Below are 21,307 nucleotides of genomic sequence, written 5' to 3' on the forward strand. Positions count from 1 at the left end.
CGCCAATGCAACCTGTTAAAGCCATAAATTAGCTTTTGCGGAGTGTGCGACGTGATAGCGCTTAAAGCAAATACTTTGTGTTAAGGTCCGCCGTATGGCTATTAAAGAAGCAGTTCGCACCGGAGGCCGCAGTGCCCGTGTGCAGGAATCCATCCACCGCGCCGTCCGCGATTTGTTGCAGGAGCACGATCGGTCGGCACTCAGCGTGCCGATGATCGCGACCCGCGCAGGCGTTACGCCGTCGACCATTTATCGCCGCTGGGGTGATCTGACCACGTTGCTGGCGGACGCTGCCCTGGAGCGTCTGCGCCCTGACGTGCCGATTGATCAGGGCAGTCTGCATCAGGACCTGCTGACCTGGAGTGAAATGTATCTGGACGAAATGTCCTCGGCGCCTGGCCGGGCATTGATGCGCGATGTCGCCGCCAGTACCTCCGGCTGTGTCGGCAAGTGTGCGGCAATGGTTCGCGAGCAGTTGCAGGTCATGATCGATCGCGCCATCGCTCGCGGCGAGGTTTCCCCCAGTGCCGACGACATGATCGATGCCGTCATCGCGCCGATGATTTACCGGATTCTGTATGCCGAATCGGCGCCGACGCCCGAACGCGTGCGTCAATGGGTCGACCGCTGCCTGAGCTGAGCCGCTTTGCAGGGAGTCAGCGGGCGCAACTCCCGTTATCATGCGCGCCTCGTCCGACATCAATGACCGAACCTATTCATGCACACCCTCGCAGATCTACGCGCCGGCAAGCTGGCAGGCACCCAACGGCTTGACCTCTCCTGTGACCTGAGCGAATTCCCGGTTGAAATCTTTGACCTGGCCGACACGCTGGAAGTCTTGAATCTCAGTGGCAACAGGCTGACCTCACTGCCTGACGACCTGTGTCGCCTGACCCGCCTGCGCGTGCTGTTCGCGTCAGATAACGCCTTTACCCACCTGCCGGAAAGCATTGGCCAATGCCAACAGTTGCAGATTGTCGGCCTCAAGGCCAATCGCATAGAACAGGTCAGCGCCGCAGCACTGCCGCCGCGCCTGCGCTGGCTGATACTCACCGACAACCGCATCGAGTCGCTGCCCGACGAACTGGGCCGCCGCCCGGACCTGCAAAAGCTGATGCTCGCCGGCAACCGCTTACGCACCCTGCCCGCGACCCTCGCGCAGTGTCACAAGCTGGAGCTGATCCGCATTGCGGCCAATCGTCTGACCGAGCTGCCGGACTGGCTGCTGAGCCTGCCTGCCTTGGCATGGCTCGCCTTCGCCGACAACCCGCTGTGCGCTGAACGCCCCACCGCGCCGATTCGTGAAATCCCCTGGCAACACCTCAGCCTCCATCAACGCTTGGGCGAAGGTGCGTCGGGGATCATTCAGCAGGCGGTCTGGCACGACGCCGGCGCTGAGCACATGGCAGCGGTCAAGCTGTACAAGGGCGCGGTCACCAGCGATGGCTCGCCGCTCAATGAAATGGCGGCCTGCATCGCCGCAGGCCGCCACGTACAGCTGATCGAGGTGCTTGGACAGATCAGCGGGCATCCCGAGCAGCAGCGCGGCTTGGTCATGGCACTGATAGCCCCCGATTTCGGCAATCTTGCCGGCCCGCCGAGCCTGGAATCCTGTAGCCGCGATGTCTACGCCAGTGACACGCGCTTTTCCCTGCCGGTACTGCTGCGCCTCGCTGAAGGTATTGCATCGGTCACCGCGCACCTGCACGCCCGCGGGATCACGCATGGTGACCTGTATGGCCACAACATTCTTGTGCAGGAGGATGGCAATTGCCTGCTGAGCGACTTCGGTGCGGCGTCCTTTCACCCGTCAGCCGGGTTGGGAGAGGCGCTGGAGCGCATCGAAACGCGGGCATTCGGTATCTTGCTGGGGGAATTGCTCGAACGTTGCGAGGCAGATCCGCAGGATCAGGACGTCATGGCGGGTCTAACGGCGCTGCAGGCAAGCTGCGTGCAGCCTGATTGCCAGCAACGACCGTCGCTGGCAGAGATTCTTCTACAGATAAAAACATGGAGCGCGTAAAGCGCTCCATTGCGCAGTGATCAGCCTGCCAGACCCACGTAAACGTTCTGCACGTCATCATGGTTGTCGATGGCTTCGAGAAACGCTTCGACTTCGGCCATCTGCTCATCGGTCAGGCCGTCCACGGTGCTTTTCGGGCGGTAGCCCAGTTGCGCGGACTGGACGGTGAAACCGAATTCCGGAAGCGCCTTGCAGACTGCGTCCATGTCGGTGGACTCGGTGAGGAACAGCGTCGCGCCTTCTTCACCTGGCTCGAAATCCTGGGCACCGGCCTCGATTGCCGCCAGCTCCGGGTCGGCATCCGCTGCTGCAGGAACAGCCTCGATCATGCCCTGATACAAAAAGTCCCACGAAACCGAACCCGCAGCACCCAGCTGGCCCTTGCGGAACAGCACGCGAATTTCCGAGACCGTCCGGTTGATGTTGTCGGTCAGGCACTCGACGATCACCGGCACGCGGTGTGGCGCAAAACCTTCATAGGTCAGACGCTCGAAGTTGACGCTTTCGCCCAGCAGGCCGGCGCCTTTCTTGATGGCACGTTCCAGAGTCTCGCGCGGCATCGAGGCCTTCTTGGCCTGCTCGACCACCAGCCGCAGACGCGAGTTCATGTCCGGGTCTGCACCAGCACGAGCCGCGATCATGATTTCCTTGGACAGCTTGCCAAACGTACGTCCCTTGGCATTGGCTGCCGCTTCTTTATGCTTGACCTTCCACTGTGCGCCCATGTCTGCTCTCTTGATTCGCTAGGCGCCTCGCCGCCTGCGTCTGCATGACTCACAGAACGCGGCGCAGGCAAGGCGCTGAAAAAGGGTCACCGGCAAATACCCTGTCCGGCGCGGCGCATTTTATACGCGATCACGGCAGATGAAACCCCCGACAGGCAGATTGGCCTGACGAACTGGCCAAGATGACTATCAATCCGGCCAACGGCACTCATCGTCTTTCCATCAACGCTTGTAGGCTCTTTCCGAAAAACCTTGCAGCAATGCTTTTGTAACCCCGTATTCCGTAACCTTCGCGGCCCCGTTTTTGAAGCTAGAGAGCCCCGCGGATGCGCAAGGACCTGCAAGTGCCCTTCATGCTGGCGATCACCGACTGCCAGCCGGATCTGCATATCATCAGCTTCGGCGGCCATGAAGCCCTCAACGAAACGTATCGCTTCGACATCTGGATGATCGGCAGCGACCCGCAGTGGGATGTGCACAGCCTGCTGCAACGCGAAGCGTTTTTAAGCTTCGGCGAATCCGGCGGCGGCAGGCATGGCCGTATCGAGCATGCGGCCCGGCTCCACAGGGGGGCTCGAATGAGCCTTTACCATCTGATCCTGATGCCTGATCTGCAACAACTGGCGCAGCATCGACATCGCCGCACCTATCAGGACCTTGCGATCCCTCAACTGATCATGCGATTGCTTGAAGCGCACGGCATCGGAGCAAACGCTTACCGCTTCGAGCACATGAACGGCCTTTATCCTGCCAAACCGTTGCACATCCAGTACGACGAAAGCGATCTGCACCTGTTGCAGCGCCTGTGTGAGGAAGAAGGCATGCATTTCCGTTTCGAGCATCGACGGAGCGGCCACCGGCTGGTGTTCTCGGACGACCCAGCCAGCTTTCCGGCGCAGCCATTGCCGGTGCGCTTCAAGCGACCGCAAGCGTCAGGCGCGTTACGAGATACGCTGTTGCACCTGGCCGAGCGACTGGCGTTTGCGCACGTTTCAAAACAAGTCGCCGAGCACCCGCAACCTGCGCATGCACCCTCATCGCTGCACGATGAACATCCTCTGACGATAGCGGCCAATCATGCCTTTCAACCGCCAGGCGTTCGTGGAGCAATCAGTCACCAGGAGGCACTGAGTCGGCAGCGTGGCAGTCGCAGGCTGGAGCGCCTGCGTTGCGAGCGGCGCGATGTCAGAGGCCAAAGCACCGACACCGCCTTACAGTGTGGTGAAGTCATTCAGGTGCTCGATCACCCAGAGCCATTGCTCAACGACCAATGGCTAGTGACCGAAGTCGCTCACGCTGGCAGGCAGTTACAGGTGCTGAAGGGTGTCGCCGCTCATGATGCGCTGGCAATCCTGCGCATCCTCGTGGAAGCGCAACGTTCGTCACCCGAGGCTGAACAGCTGCAAGGCAACGGCTACTGCAACAGTTTCAGGGTAATACCCTGGGCGACGCCGTTTCGCCCCTCGATCAGCCACCCTCGACCTGCGGTCACCGGTGAGCATTTCGCCACATTACAGCGCAACGGCATGCAGCCGGACCCACCCGGATATCGCTCAATCCGCTTCGACTGGCACGTACAGGATCTGGAAGACGAACCCGCACAGCGCTGGCCGTTGGCCGAGGTCGCTTGCGCGGAGGTTCATCGGCTACCGCCGGGCGCACGTGTGTTGGTGCGCTACCTCGACAATCATCCCGAACGGCCGGTGATTTGCGCAGTACTGTCACCGGGTCATGAGCTGGACGGGATGACCGCACAGCCGGCTGGCTGTATTCGAGTGGCGAGCGGTCGGCACTTGCACGTCAATGCCCACGACGGATTGCTGGTACGCGGGCAAACCGCGGCGCTGCAGGTCGACGCGCAACGTATCCTGATCGTGGGCCATGAAGATCAGCAGTCCTTGAAGTCGGGCTGGCGTTTGTCGATAAAGGCGCGCATGCCCTCTTTCTGATCCTGGCTGGCGAAGGCGGCGTGAAAAACCCGGCGCTCGAAGCGAATACCTTCGGCCAGGCTGACCTCGAATGCGCGATTGACGCTCTCCTTGACCATCATCGCCACTGGCAGGGATTTACTGGCGATCACCGCTGCCACTGCCAGCGCTTCCGGCAGCAACTGATCGAGCGGCAGCACGCGGGCCACCAGACCGGCGCGCTCGGCCTCTTGAGCATCGATCAATCGGCCGGTCAGGCACATTTCCATGGCCTTGGCCTTGCCGACCGCGCGAGTCAGTCGCTGCGTACCGCCCATGCCGGGCAACACGCCGAGATTGATCTCGGGCTGTCCGAACCTGGCGTTTTCGGCAGCCAGAATGAAATCGCACATCAATGCCAGCTCACAGCCGCCCCCCAAGGCAAAACCGGCCACCGCAGCCACCACGGGTTTGCGTCGCGCGGCGACCCGGTCGCTTTCACGAAACAGGTCATCGAGATAGATCTGCGGGTAGGACAGGTCGACCATTTCCTTGATGTCCGCACCGGCGGCGAAAGCTTTTTCCGAGCCGGTCAGTACGATGCAGCCGATGGCGCTGTCCGCCTCGAACTGGTCGAGGGCATGGTTCAATTCGTTGATCAGGCGCGCATTCAGGGCGTTCAACGCTTGGGGCCGGTTCAGCTTGATCAGACCTACGCTATCTATAACCTCTATGAGAATAGTCTCGTAAAGCATTGATAAATATCCTTTTTATTTAATTAGTCAATTAGTATTTTTTATAGAATCAACATTCAATTCTTATATCAAGTTATTGATTAATAAGGCTAATTCAAAATCTCGACAGCGATTGCAGTAGCCTCGCCGCCGCCGATGCAGATCGCCGCAATGCCGCGCTTGAGCTGTCGACGCTGCAACGCCGCCAGCAGCGTCACGATGATCCGCGCACCCGAGGCACCGATCGGATGGCCCAGCGCGCAGGCACCGCCATTGACGTTGACCTTTTCGTGCTCAAGCCCCAGCTCGCGCATCGCCACCAGCGGCACGACGGCGAACGCCTCATTGATCTCGAACAGATCCACGTCATCCAGGCTCCAGCCTGTCTTGCCCAAAAGGCGCTGAATGGCCCCTATCGGCGCCGTTGGAAACAGGCCCGGCTGGTCGGCAAACGCCGCGTGCGCATGAAACACCGCCAGAGGCCGCAGGCCACGCCGCCTAGCCTCGGACTGGCGCATCAACAGCAGCGCTGCCGCGCCATCGGAGATAGAGCTGGAGTTGGCTGCGGTGACCGTGCCGCCCTCGCGAAACGCGGGTTTGAGCGTGGGAACCTTGTCCGGACGCGCCTTGGGCGGCTGCTCGTCGTGGGTGATTTGCTTCGACTCTTTGCCTACGGTGACCTGCACCGGCACGATCTCGGCGTCGAAATGGCCTCCGGCAATGGCCTGTTGCGCGCGAGCCAGTGACGCCAGCGCAAAGGCATCCTGCGCCTCGCGAGTGAAACCGTTGAGCCGCGCGCAGTCCTCAGCGAAGGTGCCCATCAGCCGACCTGGCTCATAGGCATCCTCAAGGCCGTCGAGAAACATGTGATCGAGCACTTTGCCATGCCCCATGCGATAACCGCTGCGCGCGCGGTCCAACAGGTAAGGCGCATTGGACATGCTCTCCATGCCGCCAGCCACCACCACCGCAGTACTGTCTGCCAGCAACAGGTCATGGGCCATGATTGCGGCCTGCATGCCGGAACCGCACATTTTGTTGACCGTGCTGCACAGCGTCGCATGGCTCAGCCCGGCACCCAGCGCCGCCTGTCGAGCGGGTGCCTGGCCGAGGCCTGCCGGCAATACACAACCAAACAGCACGTGCTCCACGTCTGCAGGCTCGATGCCTGCGCGTTCTACAGCGGCACGGATGGCGATAGATCCCAGCGCGGTGGCGCTGAGGCTCTGCAGGTCGCCCTGAAAACCACCCATGGGCGTGCGCAGGGCACTGACAATGACCACGGGGTCTTGATGAGGGGGTGTCCTTTCGATGGACATGGCTATCTCCAGTCTTGTTTTTATAGGTACGGTTTTCTATAGGTACGCGGGAATCATCAACCTGCTGCCTTGCAGACGCAATGGTTGAGGCAGGCAGATTAGCCGCTATCCCGGCATCGTGCCCGACGCGACGAATCTCTCACCACTGGCGAGGTCTGAAGATCACTGAACCTGACGCTGGAGCACACGAATGTCGCTACGCCTGATCCGCGCCCTGCTCTCCGGGCTGCTTATCCTCGGCTTGAGCGCCTGTGCGCTGATTCCCCATCGAGACCCGCTGACGATCAGCGTCGTGGGTATCGAACCCATCCCCGGCCAGGGTCTGGAACTGCGCATGGCGGTCACGTTGCGGGTGCAGAACCCAAACGAAACCGAGATCAACTACAACGGCGTCGCGCTGGACCTCGACGTGAACGACAGACTATTGGCCTCCGGGGTCAGCAACCAGAAAGGCACTGTAGGACGCTTCTCCGAGGCGGTGCTGGTGGTGCCGGTCAGCGTGTCGGCATTCGCTGCCTTGCGCCAGGCACTGGGGCTCAGTCAGAGCCAGCGTCTGGACAATCTGCCCTATACGCTTCGCGGCAAACTGGCTGGCGGCCTGTTCGGCACGATGCGCTTCAGTGACAGCGGCACGCTGGATCTGCGCCAGGCCGAGGGAGATCCCTGGTAACAAGTGATTATGGGTGGCAATGCCTGTCCGGGTTCTGGCAGGGTAAACGGGACGATACAGGTGGCATGCTTTCTGCTCGCTGACTGCAGCGCATGCCCTGCGCCTCCCCACCCTCAAGGAAGATTTGCCAATGACTCCGCAGAACCCGTCAGCACGTTTTTCCCCGACCTTTCTGGCCCTTGTGACGCTGATGCTCAGCCTGTGCATGGCACCGACATGGGCTGCAGAAAAAAGCGCCAAGCGCGGCATTGCCTACGACATCGCCCTGCCCGCCGACCTGAGTGCGTTATCTTCGGGCGTGAGCTGGTGGTACAACTGGAGCCCCAGACCCCATGACCGTCTGGCGTCGTACGATTATGCGTCGATGTACGGCGTGGATTTCATCCCGATGGTATGGAACGGCAACGTTGACGACGGGCAGTTGAAGCAATACCTGCTGGCTCATTCAGCCATCCGCTATTTGCTGGTGATCAATGAGCCGAATCTGCTCGACCAGGCCAACATGACGCCCGAAGCGGCAGCCAGCTTCTGGCCGAGGCTGGAACAGATCGCCGCCCAGACCGGCGTAAAACTGGTGGGGCCAGCGATGAACTGGGGAACCATGCCGGGCTACGGCGACCCGGTGGTGTGGCTCGATGCCTTTTACACAGCCTATCGATCGATGAATCAGAATCGGGACCCGCGCATCGATTACCTGGCTTTTCACTGGTACGACTATGGCTTGCCGGGAATGCTCGATCGGCTGTCGAAGTACGGAAAACCCTTCTGGGTCACCGAGTTCGCCAATTGGCACGCCCTGGATGACGGTGCGCAGATTGATTCAGTCGACAAGCAGAAGCAGCAGATGGCGGAAATGGTCGCCACTCTCGAGCAGCGCCAGGACGTGTTCAGATACGCTTGGTTCACGGGCCGGATGAACCCTGACCCGCACTTTTCCAGCTTGCTGGACGCTGAGGGCAAGCTGACCGAACTGGGCCAGTATTACCTCTCGCTGCCACACAGCGAGTAACCTCCCGCTGCTCGGCCAACGCGTCTTCGCAGCCTCTCAGCGAGGCCGCGCCGATCTCGGTCAGACCGCTGATGATGTGCTGGGTATAGGGAAATGATTGATCGGGCTCCAGGACTCTTGTCGAGATCAGCAGCCCTTCCCCGACCAGCGTGTCGACGGTTGCCACACAGACGTGGATTGCCGGAGCGCTTGAATACGCGCGCACCAGCTCCCTGTAGATCTGACCGAATGTCAGTTTTTGCGGTTTGCTGAAGCACAGGCGACTGACGATGTGCAGCACTGCAAGGTCCAGCCGTTGTTTTTCGTCACTCACCACTGTTGCCTTTAACTTAATGAAACCTGACGCGCGACCGACTGAATATGCCTGTCGTTTTTCTGCGTCGACACACAGCTTCGGTCAATCGACAATGCACACTTGCACGTCCATTTTTTTAAATGGCCACGAATAAAATTAATGACGCCGATTATCAGTCGCGCACGGTAAGCCCTGAACAATTCCTTTACAGGTTAATTAAATAACTGGCGCATCCCAATACTTTTATCTCTCGTACCAGGCTTTTTAAAGCGCGCATGAACCGCGAGGATGCAAAGCTTACCAGCCCTCTAAACCTAACGACAATTAGGTTTATCAAAAAACAATAAAACCCTACATTTTGCATTTATTTTGGATTTTTATAGCTGAAAAATAGCCATTTTTTCTAATTTATGCTTTAAAACGCGCTTAAATTCTCTGCCTTCATCTGGAAAAATCAGATGATAGCCACATGACATCATTTATTAAAATCTTCATTACTCATACTTTAGCGACCGGTGAACTTTTTTCGCTCTCGCTGGACTGAGTGTTCAGCCGAGCAATAGGCGATTGCAACAGCCGTCCGTTTTTATCCTGCAAACCATCAATCGAGATTCAATCGATGACTAGATCAATGCTGTCTGTTTTCAGTGCAGTACTTCTGTGCGCGCAAAGTGCCTTAACTTTCGCCGCGGACTCAACTTCCAGCACACCTGCCACCGGGTCCGATCAACAGATCCGGACGCAGGTGGAAGCCAAGCGCGACCAGTTATCAGGCGCCGACAAGATCAAACCGGCTCAACAACAGAGTTCGTCGTCCCTGCTCGAAACGCCGGTGGACACCGACGACGCCCCTGCCCAGGCACAACGACCATGAACAACCTCAATCAACCGATCACATCGACCGGAAGGACACTTGCCTTGTCAGCTTTCAAACAGACCCTGGGCCTGAGTCTGCTGACGTTCAGCGTCATGCAGGCCAACCTGGCACTCGCCGCCGTGACCCCGGCGACCGGCAACGAAGTCGAAGCGCGCGTCAGCTCGATTCTCGACAACATGAACCAGTCGGAAAAGATCAACTTCACCCGCGTCGACGACGGCCACATGATCCCGTCCCTGCTCAAGTGGGGCATCAAGGGCACCGTGGCGTATGACTCGTCCATGGGGGTACACGTCAACAACGCCACGTTCGGCGCGCAATACCCTTCGCAGTCTGCGCTGGCAGCGACCTGGAGCATCAACCGGGCCAAGGAGTTCGGTCTGGCCATCGCTTATGAAACGCGCATTTCCGGCGGTCAGCAGATGCTCTCGCCAGGCGTGAACCTGTACCGGACACCCTACAACGGCCGCTCGGCAGAATACGTCAGCGGTGAAGACCCGTTCCTCGGCGCCGTGCTGGCACCCGCTATCGTCAACGGCATCCAGGCTCAGGGTATCCAGGCCAGCGGCAAGCACTACCTGGCCAACGAACAGGAAGCCAATCGTCAGGCGGTCGACGTCAAGGTCGATGAGCGCACCCTGCGCGAACTGTACCTGCCAGGCTTCGAGTCGATGGTGAAGAACGCCAATGTCGCCTCGATCATGTGTGGCTTCAACAAGGTCAACGGCGACTACGCCTGTGAAAACCATCACCTGATCACCGAAGTGCTCAAGGGCGAATGGGGCTATCAGGGCATGGTCATCAGTGACTTCAACGCCATTCATGATGCCTTCAAGGGCGCATGGGCTGGTACGGACATCGACATGCCCTCCGGCCTGCAGTTTACCGAAGCCAAACTCCTGCCCTACCTGTGGAGCGGGCAACTGACCCAGAACGTGATCGACGACAAGGTCAAACGCAACCTGCGCGGCATCGTCAGCTACGACCTCCAGAACAACCTCAACACCGCCAAGACTCTCGAGCATCCGGAATACGGCATGCGTGCCGCGCTGAATACCGCGCGCGAATCCATCGTGTTGCTGCGCAACGAGAACACCGCTGCCGGCAAACCACTGCTGCCGCTGGACCGTTCGGCAAAAATCGCCGTGATCGGCAACTGGGCGCACGACGTACCGGCGTCGCCTTTCGGCACCGCCAATTCCCCGCCCAACAGCTACGTGACCGAGCTGAGCGGTTTGCAGCAACTGGCATCCAGCAGCAGCGATGTCACGTATCTGTCAGAGATGAGCCTGAATCCGGCGAGTTCGGTGTGGTATCAGCCAGCAACCGGCGATAACGGGATCAGCAACGCCGGGGTAAAAGCCGAATACTTCTCCAACACGAGCTTTTCCGGTGACCCGGTGCTGACGCGTGTCGAACCCGGCGTGAACCTGAACTGGACCACCGGCAGCAACGTGACCAACACAGGCAGCACTGCGGTGTCTGGCTTCAGCCCGACACCCGGCGCCTTCTCGGCACGTTTCACCACCACCATCAGGCCAACCATCTCGGGCGCCCAGGCGTTCAAGGTGCGTGCGGACGGCCCATACAAACTCTGGGTCAACGATGAGCTCATCGTGCAGAGCGACGGTGTGCCTTACTCGGGCGATGTGGTGAATGCGCTGACAACGTCGGGGAAAACTGCAGCATTGTCGGCCGGCAAGACCTACACCGTGAAACTGGAATACCAGCGCGTGCAGGGTAATTTCATTCCGGTACTGGGCGGCCTGACAGGCGTGCAGATGAGCTGGGCTGCGTTGCGTCCGCCAAAGGACCTGTCGAAATACGATGCGGTGGTGGTTGCGACCGGGACTACGTCTGAAAACGAAGGTGAAGGTTCCGACCATGGCTTCGATCTGCCGGACCAACAGGCTGAACTGATCAGCTTCGTCGCCAAGGCCAACCCCAACACCATCGTCGTCATGCACGGCGGTGGCGTGGCCAACATGCAGCCATGGGCGAACAAGGTCGGCGCCACGCTGCAAGCCTGGTTCCCGGGTCAGCAAGGCGGTCAGGCACTGGCCGAGATTCTCTACGGCAAGGTCAACCCGTCGGGCAAGTTGCCGGTCACGATCGACAAAAAGATCGAGGATAACCCGAGCTATGCCTCCTATCCGGATCCGGCAGCCTATCGCGGCAGCAACCCGCTGACCGAGATGACCTACAGCGAAGGCCTGTACATGGGTTATCGCGGGTATGACAAGAAACACGCCAAGCCGCTTTATCCGTTCGGTTATGGCCTGTCCTACACCACGTTCAGCTACAGCGACCTTAAACTGTCGACCAACGTGCTGACGCCAGGCTCGACGATCGACGTGAAATTCACGGTGACCAACACCGGCGACAAGGCAGGCTTCGAGGTGGCGCAGTTGTATGTGCAGCCGGTCAAACCTGCTGTGGACCGTCCGGAGAAAGAGCTCAAGGGCTTCACCAAGGTGTACCTGCAGCCGGGCGAGAGCAAGACCGTCAGCGTACCGATAGACTCGCGCTCCCTGGCTTACTACGTCGACAAGACTGCAAGCTGGGACGTCGATGCCGGGAAGTTCAAGATCCTCGTCGGTGCGGATTCGGAGAACCTCACACTCAACAGGACGCTGATCACCCTGTACCCGGAAAAACTGACCACGCGTGACAGCAACCCGCTGCCATTGCCACTGCGCAAGGCAGTCCAGGTCAGCGCAGCACAGACCTACTGATGCACCCCTTCAAGGCTCATGGATGAGCCTTGATATCCCTTCCCAATCGCTGTACGTAGATATCGAAAACCGCCATGACATCCACGTCCTGAGGGCTTCGCAGCCACTGAATCTGCAAGCCGTCCATGACCGAGAAGATCTCCTGGGCCAGGGCTTTGACATTGATATCGCTGCGCACTTCCCCCGCCTCTATCAACCCCTGCAAATGCCCGCGTGCGTGTTCGTGGGTCAGTTGGAATCGTTCAAGGTGCCAGGCCCAGGCCGGGTGCGCCTTCGACAGGCTCTCGGTATTCATCAGCAAAGCTGCCTGACACTCCTCGGCATTCTCGATGCTGAAACTCATGCTCAGCTTGAGAAACTTCAGAAACCCTTCGAGCGTCGGCTCGGTGACCAGATCCTGAAAGCGCGACGTGACCCGCTGGTCCCTGCGCTCCAGCAAGGCCGCGAGTAATGCTTCCTTGTTGGGGAAATGGTGAAGCAATCCGACCGTGGTGATACCGGCAAGCAGTGCAACCTCGCGCATCGACGCACTCGAATAGCCGTCTCTGGCAAAAACAACAGTAGCGGCGTCCAGCAAGGCCTTTCGGCGCATGTCTCCCTTGGGTGCGCGGCGACGCTTGGGTGGAGCCGTTTCTGCGGATTCATTCCCTGATTCTTCGATGACCATAAAAACCTGATAACGCCTTGATTCAATGTGCCCCGATGCTCATGACCGGGGCCCTGCTGGTAAAAAACCGTTTCGCCGTCAGCGACGCCGTGGTGATGGAGATCAGCGCGATGAGCGCATTGCCGGTAAACATGCCGGGCAAGGCGCCGCTGCTGCCGAACCAGTGGGTCCCGGCGAAGACGAACGGCACTGTACCCGCCGTTGCCCTGAGCCAGGCAAACACCGCGACCCACCACGACCTGTTCATGGTGATGAATACCGCGATGGCGACAAAATCCAGACCAATCAAAACCCAGAGACCGCCGCCCCACAAACAAAAGGCCATGAACACGGCGCGGGCTTCGTCCCCCAGTTGGTAGAGGTCGGCGATCATGCCTCCACAAAGCACCAGCACCATCCACACGGCCAGCCCGTAGCAGACCACCAGTCGCCGGGTAAAAGTGACCGCGGAACGCACGCGATCATCGCGGCCCGCACCAATGTTCTGACCCAGCACCGGAGCCAGCGCGCCAGGCAAGGCAAAAAAAGCGCAGTACGAAAACTGTATGACTCGATCCAGCACGGTCATCGCGGCCAGAGCCGAGGTGCCGAATGCCGAAAGCGAGGCGACAAGATAAGCCAAACCGACTGGCGTCGCCAGATTTGCCGCCATCGCCGGGAGCGCCAGCCTGAAGGTATGCCGCGCGTGCAGGCGCAACAGTTTCAGATGACGCGTGAACACCATGCCTATTCGGCTGCGCACCCAATACAGACCGATGGACGCGGAAACTGCTGCAGACACGGCAAACGCGATACCAGCACCGTCGAGCCCCAGGCCGAGCCCAAAGATGAAAAACGGGTCCGCCACTGCCAGTGTGGCGGCAGCGGACAACACGACGCCCATGGCCCTACGGTTGTCACCAATGGTTCTGAGCATTTGCGCCGACATCTGCATCACCGCCTGCAACGCGGTAAAAGGCAAAGTCAGCCAGATAAAACTGCGCGCTGCCTCGTAAGTGGCCGCCTCGGCACCCAGCCATCGCATGATCGGCACGATAAACGTCAATTGCGCGGCGGCGGCCAGACCGCTGACCATGATCACCATGAGCATCAGGCTGGCGGTGAGCCTGGGTATCGACCTGGCTGCCCGATGGCCGATGCGTGCGGCAAGCACCGAGGCCCCGGCGATAATCAGGCCGGTTGCCAGCGCACCGTTGAAAAACATCAAGACCTTGGCAATGCCGACAGCCGCCAGAAGCACGGGGTCATGCAGCATCGATACGTAGACCAGCGTGAGAATGTCGACCAGAAAGACGGCGAACAGGCTCAAGGCACTGGCACTGGCGGTAACGACGATATGGCGCGCTACGCTGCCCTGGGTAAATCTTGCACTGGCTTGGGCCATCAATGTTCTCAAAAGGCCTGACGGGTCAGGAAGGCAAGACCCCTCACCAGGACACCCTCACGCTGAAGCGTGAAGAATGATCGACGCGGATTGTCGGGCGCTGTCGGGTTGTGCTGCTATCTGCTCGCCGCCATCAGACGATTCACTTCACTGCGAACCATGTTGGCGTATTCCGGCGGACTCATGGTGTCCAGCTCGGACCGAACCCATTCAGACCACTTGCCCTTGCGCTTGGCGCGCTCGCCCATCAAGCGTGCCGCCTCGCCCTTGGCCTTGCCCAGATTGCTCTGCCACAGTTCGAACAGACGGGATTTTTCGTCTTCGAGAGCGGTACGCTCAGGGAGCGGCCGATTGGCCAGATTGAAACTCATCACAGTCACCTACGGCTAAAAACGGCTGCATCTTACACCCGTAAGGGGCATTGCTTGCAGAGTCTTGCGTCGGGTCATTCAAGCAATTGCAACTTTTAAGGATACGCGAGACTCCATTGAACACTGTTGCCACCACTTGAAAGGAATACACCCATGGCTCGTAAGACCCCTGCTCAACAAGCTGCCGATCAAATCAAGGATCAGGCATTCAGTGACCTGCAGGCACTGATCGAAGAATCCGACAAACTGCTCAAGGAAAGTGCTGCTCTGGTGGGTGAAGAAGCAGAGACATTGCGCGCGCAGTTGAGTGTCAAACTCAAGCAGGCACTGGACTCGATGGCCAGCGTCCGCGAGCGCACCAAGCCAGTTGTCGAAGCAACCGAAACCTACATCGGTGGTCACCCATGGCAGACCGTGGCTATTTCTGCGGGCTTTGGCCTGGTAGTTGGCCTGCTGCTGGGTCGTCGTTGATCGACTGATGAACGGCATCGCGGGCCAGTTGCTGACCCGCGATGCCGATGCACTGAAGTGTGATGAAGCAGATGTAAACCTGGCGAACGCCCTATCGGGTGTGCTGTACCACCGAAGGCTGGGCAAAACGGTGCGACTTGGTCACCTTCGCCTGTAACGCCACGCGCTCCTCCTCGGCCTTGGCCTGGCTTTCATAAGGCCCTATCAATACCTGCTGTTTGCCGTCCACGTCCACGATGATCGGGGCATAACTGCGCTCGAGTAACCAGGCGCTGGAATCGCTGACTGCCTCCCGCGAGTTCATCTGAATGAACCACTGTGGAGTAGAGACCGGAGCGGTCGCTGCCGCCCCCTGGACTTTATCCCTGGCGGGCCCGCCTCCATCGCATCCGGCCAGAGCCAGTACCGCTATCATCATTACCGTCTTGCGCACGTAGGTCTGCTCCTCGTCTGAAGTGGCGCGAGTCTAACATTGCCGCGCGGCCCGTTGATCGCCTGTGTCGAGGTGTCGCATGGGCCCTGGAATGACTTGAAGTACCCGCAATACGGGGCTATTGCCACTTCAGTCAGGTTTGGCAGTAACCACTGATCATGTAATCGGATATTTCGTTGCATATAAACGCCACGGGAGGTGTCACACGAGTGCGACCATGTTGATCGGTGGCTTGCCGCCATCGGTGCATTAGTACAGGAGTTCATCATGTGCGACGACCGAAATCCCCTGCATTGCTTCATTCCGCCTTACATGCTCGAGCGTATGGCGCAGTCCCCCAAGACCCTGGTCAGCGCCCGGGCCATTGCCAACCTGACGAGCAGTTCGGCGTTCCTCGCCTCCCGCCTGACCGCCCGAACCATGCCCTCCATGCATGCGATCAAATCGCCTGACGGACGAAAGCACCGCGTGATTCATGATGCCAAGGGCACTGACAATCTCCCCGGCGCCGTGGTGCGCAAGGAAGGCCAGGCAGCTACGGGCGACAAGGCGACGGATGAAGCCTACGATGGCTCAGGTGACGTCTATGACTTCTATGCGCAACTGTTCGAACGCAACTCACTGGACGACAGTGGCATGTCGCTGGTCTCGACGGTGCACGTCGCCGAGGTGGATTTCAACGGTGATCATGTACCGCTGAGCAATGCCTATTGGAATGGCAGCCAGATGGCTTACGGCGATGGAGATGACCTGGTCTTCAAGCGCTTTACTGGCAGCCTTGAAGTGATCGGTCATGAGCTGACCCACGGCGTGCAGAGTTTCACGTCGAACCTTGACTACCGCGGGCAATCCGGGGCCTTGAACGAGCACTTTGCCGACGTATTCGGCATGCTGGTGCGCCAGTGGAAACAAGGCACCAGCGCCGCCGAGTCGGACTGGGTGGTGGGCAAGGAGCTACTGGTGCCTGCCCCGACGCGACGAGGCATTCGCGATATGGAAAAACCCGGCACGGCGTATTCCAACGATCCGGATCTGGGTGATGATCCGCAACCCGCGACAATGGCCGACCTGTACACCGGGGCCAAGGATCGCGGCGGTGTACACATCAACTCGGGCATTCCCAACCGGGCATTCGTACTGGTGGCCAAGGCGCTGGGCGGAAATGCCTGGGAAGTGGCGGGCAGAATCTGGTATGAAACGATGCTGAAGCTGGCGTCGGACAGTCAATTCGTCGATTGTGCCAAGGCCAGCATAAAAATCGCCTCCGACCCGCGCTTCGGCCCCAAAGCCAAAAAAGCCGTACAAGCGGCCTGGAAAGAGGTCGGCGTCAAGGTATAGCCAAGGTCAGCCAAGGCATAACCATCAAAAAGGTGCTTGAAATGAAGGTCTGTCTAGTGCAATCCGGCGGTTTTGCAGGTGCAGTCAAACGCTGTGAAGTCGATACAGCGACCCTTGAGCAGCCCGAAGCCGAGCAGTTGCAGCGGCTGGTGAGCGACAGCGGCCTGAACCAGTCCAGCAGTGCTTTCAATGACGAAGCGCGGGACCTGAATCAGTACGAAATCACCATCGAGGATGACGCCAGGGCAATCTGCCTGACGTTCGACGAACACAACGTGCCTGCATCCGCCCGCCAGTTGCTCGGCTTTCTCAAGCAGCGCGTCAAACCCGGCCAGCTCTGAGACAGGCGTTTGCCAAAGGACTCTGGCAGCAGCGATGTCCTTTCGTCGACAGATGGAGGGCATCGCTGCTTCCGGATTCGCCACTATTCTCCGCGCATGGAATAATGGCGCAGTGACATGTGAACCACCCGACACCCTGACGGTCAATGATTTGTACCAGCCCGCTAGCGCTGACCGTACAAAAAAAAACGCTTCACACTGCCATTAACGAGGTATCTTTTCGTGCTGCGCGTTCTTACCTCCTTACCTCTGCATCAATGGCGTCGATGAGCACTGTGCATCCTATCGAACACTCTTCCGGCCTGATCATCTGCGAGCATTGCGACTCGCTCTACGAAGCTCACCCTCTGCAACCCGGCGAGGCGGCATTCTGCCTTCGCTGCGAAGCGCTGCTCGGTCGTGGCCATCGGGTGACCATAGAACAGCTATTGGCGTTGACCATCGCCGCAGCCATGCTTTTCCTGTTCGCCAATCTGTTCCCGGTCATCAGCATCAACATGAAGGGCCTGTCCAACGAGGTCACGCTCTGGCAGTCGGTTGAAGCCCTTGCTCAAGGACGAATCACGATCATTGCGCTGGTGGCCGGGCTGTCGATCATTTTTGCGCCGCTGCTGCAAATCGTCCTGCTGTTCTGGGTGCTGGTACATGCACACAAGGGCATCATTGCGCCCGGCTTCAGAACCTGTATGCGTGCGCTTGAGCATTTGCGCCCATGGAGCATGCTCGAAGTGTGCATGCTCGGCATTCTGGTGGCGATCATCAAACTGTCCGGGATGCTTGACGTACACCCCGGCGTCGGCCTTTGGGCCATGGCAATGCTGATGGTGCTGATCCTGCTGATCGCCAACAAGGATATCCGCCGGTTGTGGGATGAACTGGGAGTGCAGCCGCAATGAACGGCATCCCCTTCGCCCATGAACACAAGCTCTGCCTGTGCCACACCTGTGGCTATGCCTGCCAGGAGGACGCTACGCGCTGTCCGCGCTGTGATTCGCCGGTGCACAGGCGCAAGCCCAACAGCATCAGCCGCACCTGGGCGTATCTGATTGCTGCGCTGATTTTCTATATCCCGGCCAACGTACTGCCGGTGATGTACACCAACCTGCTGGGCAACCGCAGCGAAAGCACGATCATGAGCGGCGTCATCGAGTTTTTCGAAAGCGGCTCCTGGGACATCGCCATCCTGATCTTCGTCGCCAGTGTTCTGGTGCCGTGCATCAAGTTTCTGGTGCTCGGCATGCTGCTGATCACCTGCCAGCGTCGCAGCACCTGGGCAATGCGCGAGCGCGCGCGTCTGTACCGTTTCATCGAACTGATCGGTTACTGGTCGATGCTCGATGTGCTGGTTGTAGCCCTTGTAGCGTCTCTTGTTCAGTTTCGTGAGCTCAGCACCATCGAGCCGCGACTCGGTATTCTGTTTTTTGGCTTGGTAGTGGTGATGACGATGTTCGCCGCCATGAGTTTCGATCCCCGGCTTATCTGGGACGCAGAGGTTGAAGATGTCTGACAGTACCCTCCCCCCGCCTCCTTCAGTGCCACGCCCTGAAGTCAAACGTCGTCGCCTGCGTGTCTCGCTGATCTGGCTGGTGCCGATCGTTGCTGCGATCATTGGCATATCCATGGCCTTCCATGACTGGATGAACATCGGCCCCAGAATCACTGTCAGCTTCCTGACAGCCGAAGGCCTGGAAGCCAACAAGACCCAGGTCAAATACAAGAACGTGGTCATCGGCATGGTCACGGATATCAGCCTCAGTGAAGACCGCACGCATGTGCTGGCCAACATCGAACTGAACACCAGTGCTACTCCGTTCACACGGGTCGACAGCCAGTTCTGGGTGGTGCGCCCACGCATCGGCGCACACGGTGTTTCGGGTGTAGACACACTGCTTTCGGGTGCTTTCATCGGCGCCGACGCCGGCAGCGCAGAGGAAACCAAGACCAGCTTCACCGGCCTGGAAACCCCGCCTCCAGTGACCTTTGGCGAAAAAGGCAAGCGCTTCACCCTGCACACTGACGATCTGGGCTCGCTGGACATCGGTTCACCGATCTACTTCCGACGCATTCAGGTCGGTCAGGTGGTAGCTTACGATCTGTCCAAGGACGGCCGCGGCGTCGATATCCAGATTTTCATCAACGCACCGAACGATCAGTACATCACCACTGACACACGCTTCTGGAACGCCAGCGGTGTGGACATCACCGTCGGCGCATCAGGGGTCAAGGTCAATACACAGTCCCTCACCTCGATCATTTCCGGGGGCATCGCCTTTCGCGAGCCCAACTGGAGCCCGGACTCGAAGCCGGCGGACGAGAACGCAGAATTCAAGATATTCGATGACCAGACCACGGCGATGGCACCTCCCGATGGCGAGCCACGCTACATCCGCATGCGCTTCAATCAATCGCTGCGCGGTCTTACGGTCAATGCCGCGGTAGACTTCCTCGGGGTCAATATCGGCAAGGTGGTATCGGTCGATCTGGATTATGACCCGGCCACCAAGACCTTCCCCGGCATCGTTGGCGCGGTGATTTATCCCAAGCGCCTGGGGGCGGCCGAGTCCAAGCTCAAGGAACTCGGCGGCTCAGGTGATGAAGAAGAACAGTCTGCCCGGGTATTGGGCGCCTTCGTGGCCAATGGTCTTCGTGCCCAGGTCCGTAACGGCAACCTGCTGACCGGCCAGTTGTACATCGCCATGGAGTTCGATCCGAAGGCGCCGAAGGTCGCGTTCAACGCCAAGGCCCGACCGCTGGAGATCCCTACCGTGCCGGGCAGCTTCGACAAGCTGCAGGAGCAACTGCAGGCATTCGTCGAGAAGCTCAGCAACTTGCCGATCGACCAACTGGCCGGCAACCTCAACGGCACCCTCAGCGAGTTGCAGAAAACCCTCAAGCAGGTCAACAGCAGCGTGTTGCCGCAGATGCGTGGCACCTTGCAGCAGGCCGAGAAAACCCTAGGCACTGCCAACGACTCGTTCGCCGAAGATTCACCGGCGCGTCAGCAACTGGGCCAGGCCATGGATGAAGTGCAACGTACCGCGCGTTCGGTGCGGGTCCTGACCGACTTCCTCAGCCGCCATCCTGAGTCGTTGATTCGCGGCCGCACGGGCGATGCTGCCCCACGCTCGTTCAACGCCCCGTCCTCGTCCCGAGCCATTGATCCGGAGCCAAAACAATGACCTTGCGCCTGAAACTGGTGGTACTTGCCGCAGCACTGGGCCTGGGTGCCTGCACATCGACACAGACCCACTACTACACGCTGATCGCGCCAATGGGCGCGACGAGCGCTGCCACCAGCAAACCCATGCCGTTCCAGTTCGAGATGCTGCCGGTCATCATGCCGGTGCAGGTCGACCAGCCGCCTCTGGTGGTTCGTCAGGGTAACGGCAGCCTGGCCATTCTGGACACTGAACGCTGGGGATCACCGCTGGGCGACGAGTTTCATGACGCGCTGACCCCGCAGCTGGAGCGCCGTTTCGGCAGCCGCGACATGGCCGGTTTGCCAAAGAACAGCGATCAGCCAACGCTGTCGATCCGTACGGACGTCAGGCGCTTCGAGTCGATGCCCGGCAACTACGCACTCATTGATGTGGTGTGGACACTCGGCCTTCGCGACGCCGGTGCCACGGCGGGCAGCAAACGGCAGAGCCTGACCTGCAGCAGCGTGATCCGCGAGCAGGCCGGTGAAGGCATGGAAAATCTCATCATTGCTCACCAGAAAGCGGTTGCCCAACTGGCGGACAAGATCGCCACCACGGCAGCGCGCTGGACCGCACAGCCTGGTTCTCGCTGCCTGTAAACCTCTCGGGAGGCCTGCGCACAAGGCCTCCCGATTTCGCTGCATTCGGCCTGAAACCCTTCTGCCAGCCGCCTGGACGTCGCAGCTCAGAAGCGTTCAATTCCGTACAAAAATGTATCACCCTGACTGATTCCTACGTACACTCTGCCGCCTGTCTGGCACGTTAGTACCTGATCGGACCGAACACGCAACCTCTCGCCTTTGCCGGG

Annotated in this window: 21 protein-coding genes and 1 pseudogene; 14 read left to right on the forward strand and 8 right to left on the reverse strand. The window is 59.3% G+C overall.

The window, feature by feature from the left end:
• The first annotated feature begins 94 nt into the window (after positions 1–94).
• Positions 95–640 (forward strand): TetR/AcrR family transcriptional regulator, encoded by a 546-nt coding sequence (locus BT119_RS14000; RefSeq protein ID WP_003364542.1) that lies wholly within the window; start codon positions 95–97, stop codon positions 638–640.
• A 78-nt stretch (positions 641–718) separates the two neighbouring features.
• Positions 719–2,023 (forward strand): leucine-rich repeat-containing protein kinase family protein, encoded by a 1,305-nt coding sequence (locus BT119_RS14005; RefSeq protein ID WP_072366088.1) that lies wholly within the window; start codon positions 719–721, stop codon positions 2,021–2,023.
• A gap of 20 nt (positions 2,024–2,043) precedes the next feature.
• Here the strand turns inward: BT119_RS14005 and BT119_RS14010 are convergent, their stop codons facing one another.
• A complete protein-coding gene (locus tag BT119_RS14010) occupies positions 2,044–2,748 on the reverse strand; it encodes a YebC/PmpR family DNA-binding transcriptional regulator (protein WP_003364547.1) in 705 nt (234 codons plus the stop codon).
• A gap of 326 nt (positions 2,749–3,074) precedes the next feature.
• On the opposite strand from BT119_RS14010, the gene BT119_RS14015 reads away from it, so the two are divergent.
• Positions 3,075–4,697, forward strand: a complete 1,623-nt coding sequence (locus BT119_RS14015; protein WP_072366090.1) for a type VI secretion system Vgr family protein — start codon at positions 3,075–3,077, stop codon at positions 4,695–4,697.
• On the opposite strand, the gene BT119_RS14020 is transcribed toward BT119_RS14015, so the two are convergent.
• The gene (locus tag BT119_RS14020; protein ID WP_004413827.1) at positions 4,637–5,410 is read right to left on the reverse strand and encodes an enoyl-CoA hydratase; all 774 of its coding nucleotides are present in this window, start codon (positions 5,408–5,410) and stop codon (positions 4,637–4,639) included. The genes BT119_RS14015 and BT119_RS14020 overlap by 61 nt on opposite strands.
• Before the next feature lie 89 nt (positions 5,411–5,499).
• Positions 5,500–6,708, reverse strand: coding sequence for an acetyl-CoA C-acyltransferase (locus tag BT119_RS14025; RefSeq protein ID WP_004413828.1), 1,209 nt, complete (start codon positions 6,706–6,708; stop codon positions 5,500–5,502).
• Between the two features lie 190 nt (positions 6,709–6,898).
• Here BT119_RS14025 and BT119_RS14030 point away from each other — a divergent pair, with 190 nt between their 5' ends.
• The gene (locus BT119_RS14030) at positions 6,899–7,378 is read left to right on the forward strand and encodes an LEA/WHy family protein (RefSeq protein WP_003411342.1); all 480 of its coding nucleotides are present in this window, start codon (positions 6,899–6,901) and stop codon (positions 7,376–7,378) included.
• A 130-nt stretch (positions 7,379–7,508) separates the two neighbouring features.
• A complete protein-coding gene (locus BT119_RS14035) occupies positions 7,509–8,387 on the forward strand; it encodes a glycoside hydrolase family protein (RefSeq protein WP_058396272.1) in 879 nt (292 codons plus the stop codon).
• A gap of 37 nt (positions 8,388–8,424) precedes the next feature.
• Here BT119_RS14035 and BT119_RS27860 read toward each other — a convergent pair.
• Positions 8,425–8,721 (reverse strand): annotated as a pseudogene (locus tag BT119_RS27860) (hypothetical protein); the annotation flags it as partial.
• A gap of 592 nt (positions 8,722–9,313) precedes the next feature.
• Here BT119_RS27860 and BT119_RS14045 point away from each other — a divergent pair.
• Complete coding sequence (locus BT119_RS14045) at positions 9,314–9,556, forward strand: hypothetical protein (RefSeq protein WP_044309348.1); 243 nt, start codon at positions 9,314–9,316, stop codon at positions 9,554–9,556.
• Entirely contained in the window at positions 9,553–12,294 is a 2,742-nt protein-coding gene (locus BT119_RS14050) for a glycoside hydrolase family 3 protein (protein ID WP_072366095.1), read from the forward strand. Before BT119_RS14045 ends, BT119_RS14050 begins: the two co-directional genes overlap by 4 nt.
• A 16-nt stretch (positions 12,295–12,310) precedes the next feature.
• Here BT119_RS14050 and BT119_RS14055 read toward each other — a convergent pair whose 3' ends face one another.
• The 3 genes from BT119_RS14055 to BT119_RS14065 all read right to left on the reverse strand — a co-directional run bounded on the left by BT119_RS14055 (position 12,311) and on the right by BT119_RS14065 (position 14,716).
• Entirely contained in the window at positions 12,311–12,961 is a 651-nt protein-coding gene (locus BT119_RS14055; protein WP_004413838.1) for a TetR/AcrR family transcriptional regulator, read from the reverse strand.
• Between the two features lie 22 nt (positions 12,962–12,983).
• A complete protein-coding gene (locus BT119_RS14060; protein ID WP_072366097.1) occupies positions 12,984–14,345 on the reverse strand; it encodes an MATE family efflux transporter in 1,362 nt (453 codons plus the stop codon).
• Between the two features lie 116 nt (positions 14,346–14,461).
• Entirely contained in the window at positions 14,462–14,716 is a 255-nt protein-coding gene (locus BT119_RS14065) for a hypothetical protein (protein WP_003315380.1), read from the reverse strand.
• A gap of 153 nt (positions 14,717–14,869) precedes the next feature.
• Between BT119_RS14065 and BT119_RS14070 the strand changes: the two genes are divergently transcribed.
• Entirely contained in the window at positions 14,870–15,187 is a 318-nt protein-coding gene (locus tag BT119_RS14070; RefSeq protein ID WP_003364576.1) for an ElaB/YgaM/YqjD family protein, read from the forward strand.
• A gap of 91 nt (positions 15,188–15,278) precedes the next feature.
• Here BT119_RS14070 and BT119_RS14075 read toward each other — a convergent pair whose 3' ends face one another.
• Positions 15,279–15,620: a hypothetical protein gene (locus BT119_RS14075; protein ID WP_072366099.1), complete on the reverse strand. Its 342-nt coding sequence runs from the start codon at positions 15,618–15,620 to the stop codon at positions 15,279–15,281.
• A 267-nt stretch (positions 15,621–15,887) separates the two neighbouring features.
• Here BT119_RS14075 and BT119_RS14080 point away from each other — a divergent pair, with 267 nt between their 5' ends.
• From BT119_RS14080 to BT119_RS14105, 6 genes are all read left to right on the forward strand, one after another.
• Entirely contained in the window at positions 15,888–16,958 is a 1,071-nt protein-coding gene (locus BT119_RS14080) for a M4 family metallopeptidase (protein WP_004413842.1), read from the forward strand.
• Positions 16,959–16,999: 41 nt separating this feature from the next.
• Entirely contained in the window at positions 17,000–17,299 is a 300-nt protein-coding gene (locus BT119_RS14085) for a protealysin inhibitor emfourin (RefSeq protein WP_072366101.1), read from the forward strand.
• 266 nt (positions 17,300–17,565) lie between these two features.
• Positions 17,566–18,195, forward strand: coding sequence for a paraquat-inducible protein A (locus BT119_RS14090; RefSeq protein ID WP_004413845.1), 630 nt, complete (start codon positions 17,566–17,568; stop codon positions 18,193–18,195).
• Entirely contained in the window at positions 18,192–18,806 is a 615-nt protein-coding gene (locus BT119_RS14095; protein WP_003364588.1) for a paraquat-inducible protein A, read from the forward strand. The genes BT119_RS14090 and BT119_RS14095 overlap by 4 nt, the downstream gene beginning before the upstream one ends.
• Complete coding sequence (locus BT119_RS14100; RefSeq protein WP_072366105.1) at positions 18,799–20,478, forward strand: PqiB family protein; 1,680 nt, start codon at positions 18,799–18,801, stop codon at positions 20,476–20,478. The genes BT119_RS14095 and BT119_RS14100 overlap by 8 nt, the downstream gene beginning before the upstream one ends.
• Positions 20,475–21,098: a PqiC family protein gene (locus tag BT119_RS14105; protein WP_044309353.1), complete on the forward strand. Its 624-nt coding sequence runs from the start codon at positions 20,475–20,477 to the stop codon at positions 21,096–21,098. The genes BT119_RS14100 and BT119_RS14105 overlap by 4 nt, the downstream gene beginning before the upstream one ends.
• The last annotated feature ends 209 nt before the right edge of the window (positions 21,099–21,307 follow it).

The sequence above is a fragment of the Pseudomonas sp. NFACC10-1 genome, assembly GCF_900119195.1.
GTDB lineage: Bacteria > Pseudomonadota > Gammaproteobacteria > Pseudomonadales > Pseudomonadaceae > Aquipseudomonas > Aquipseudomonas cerasi.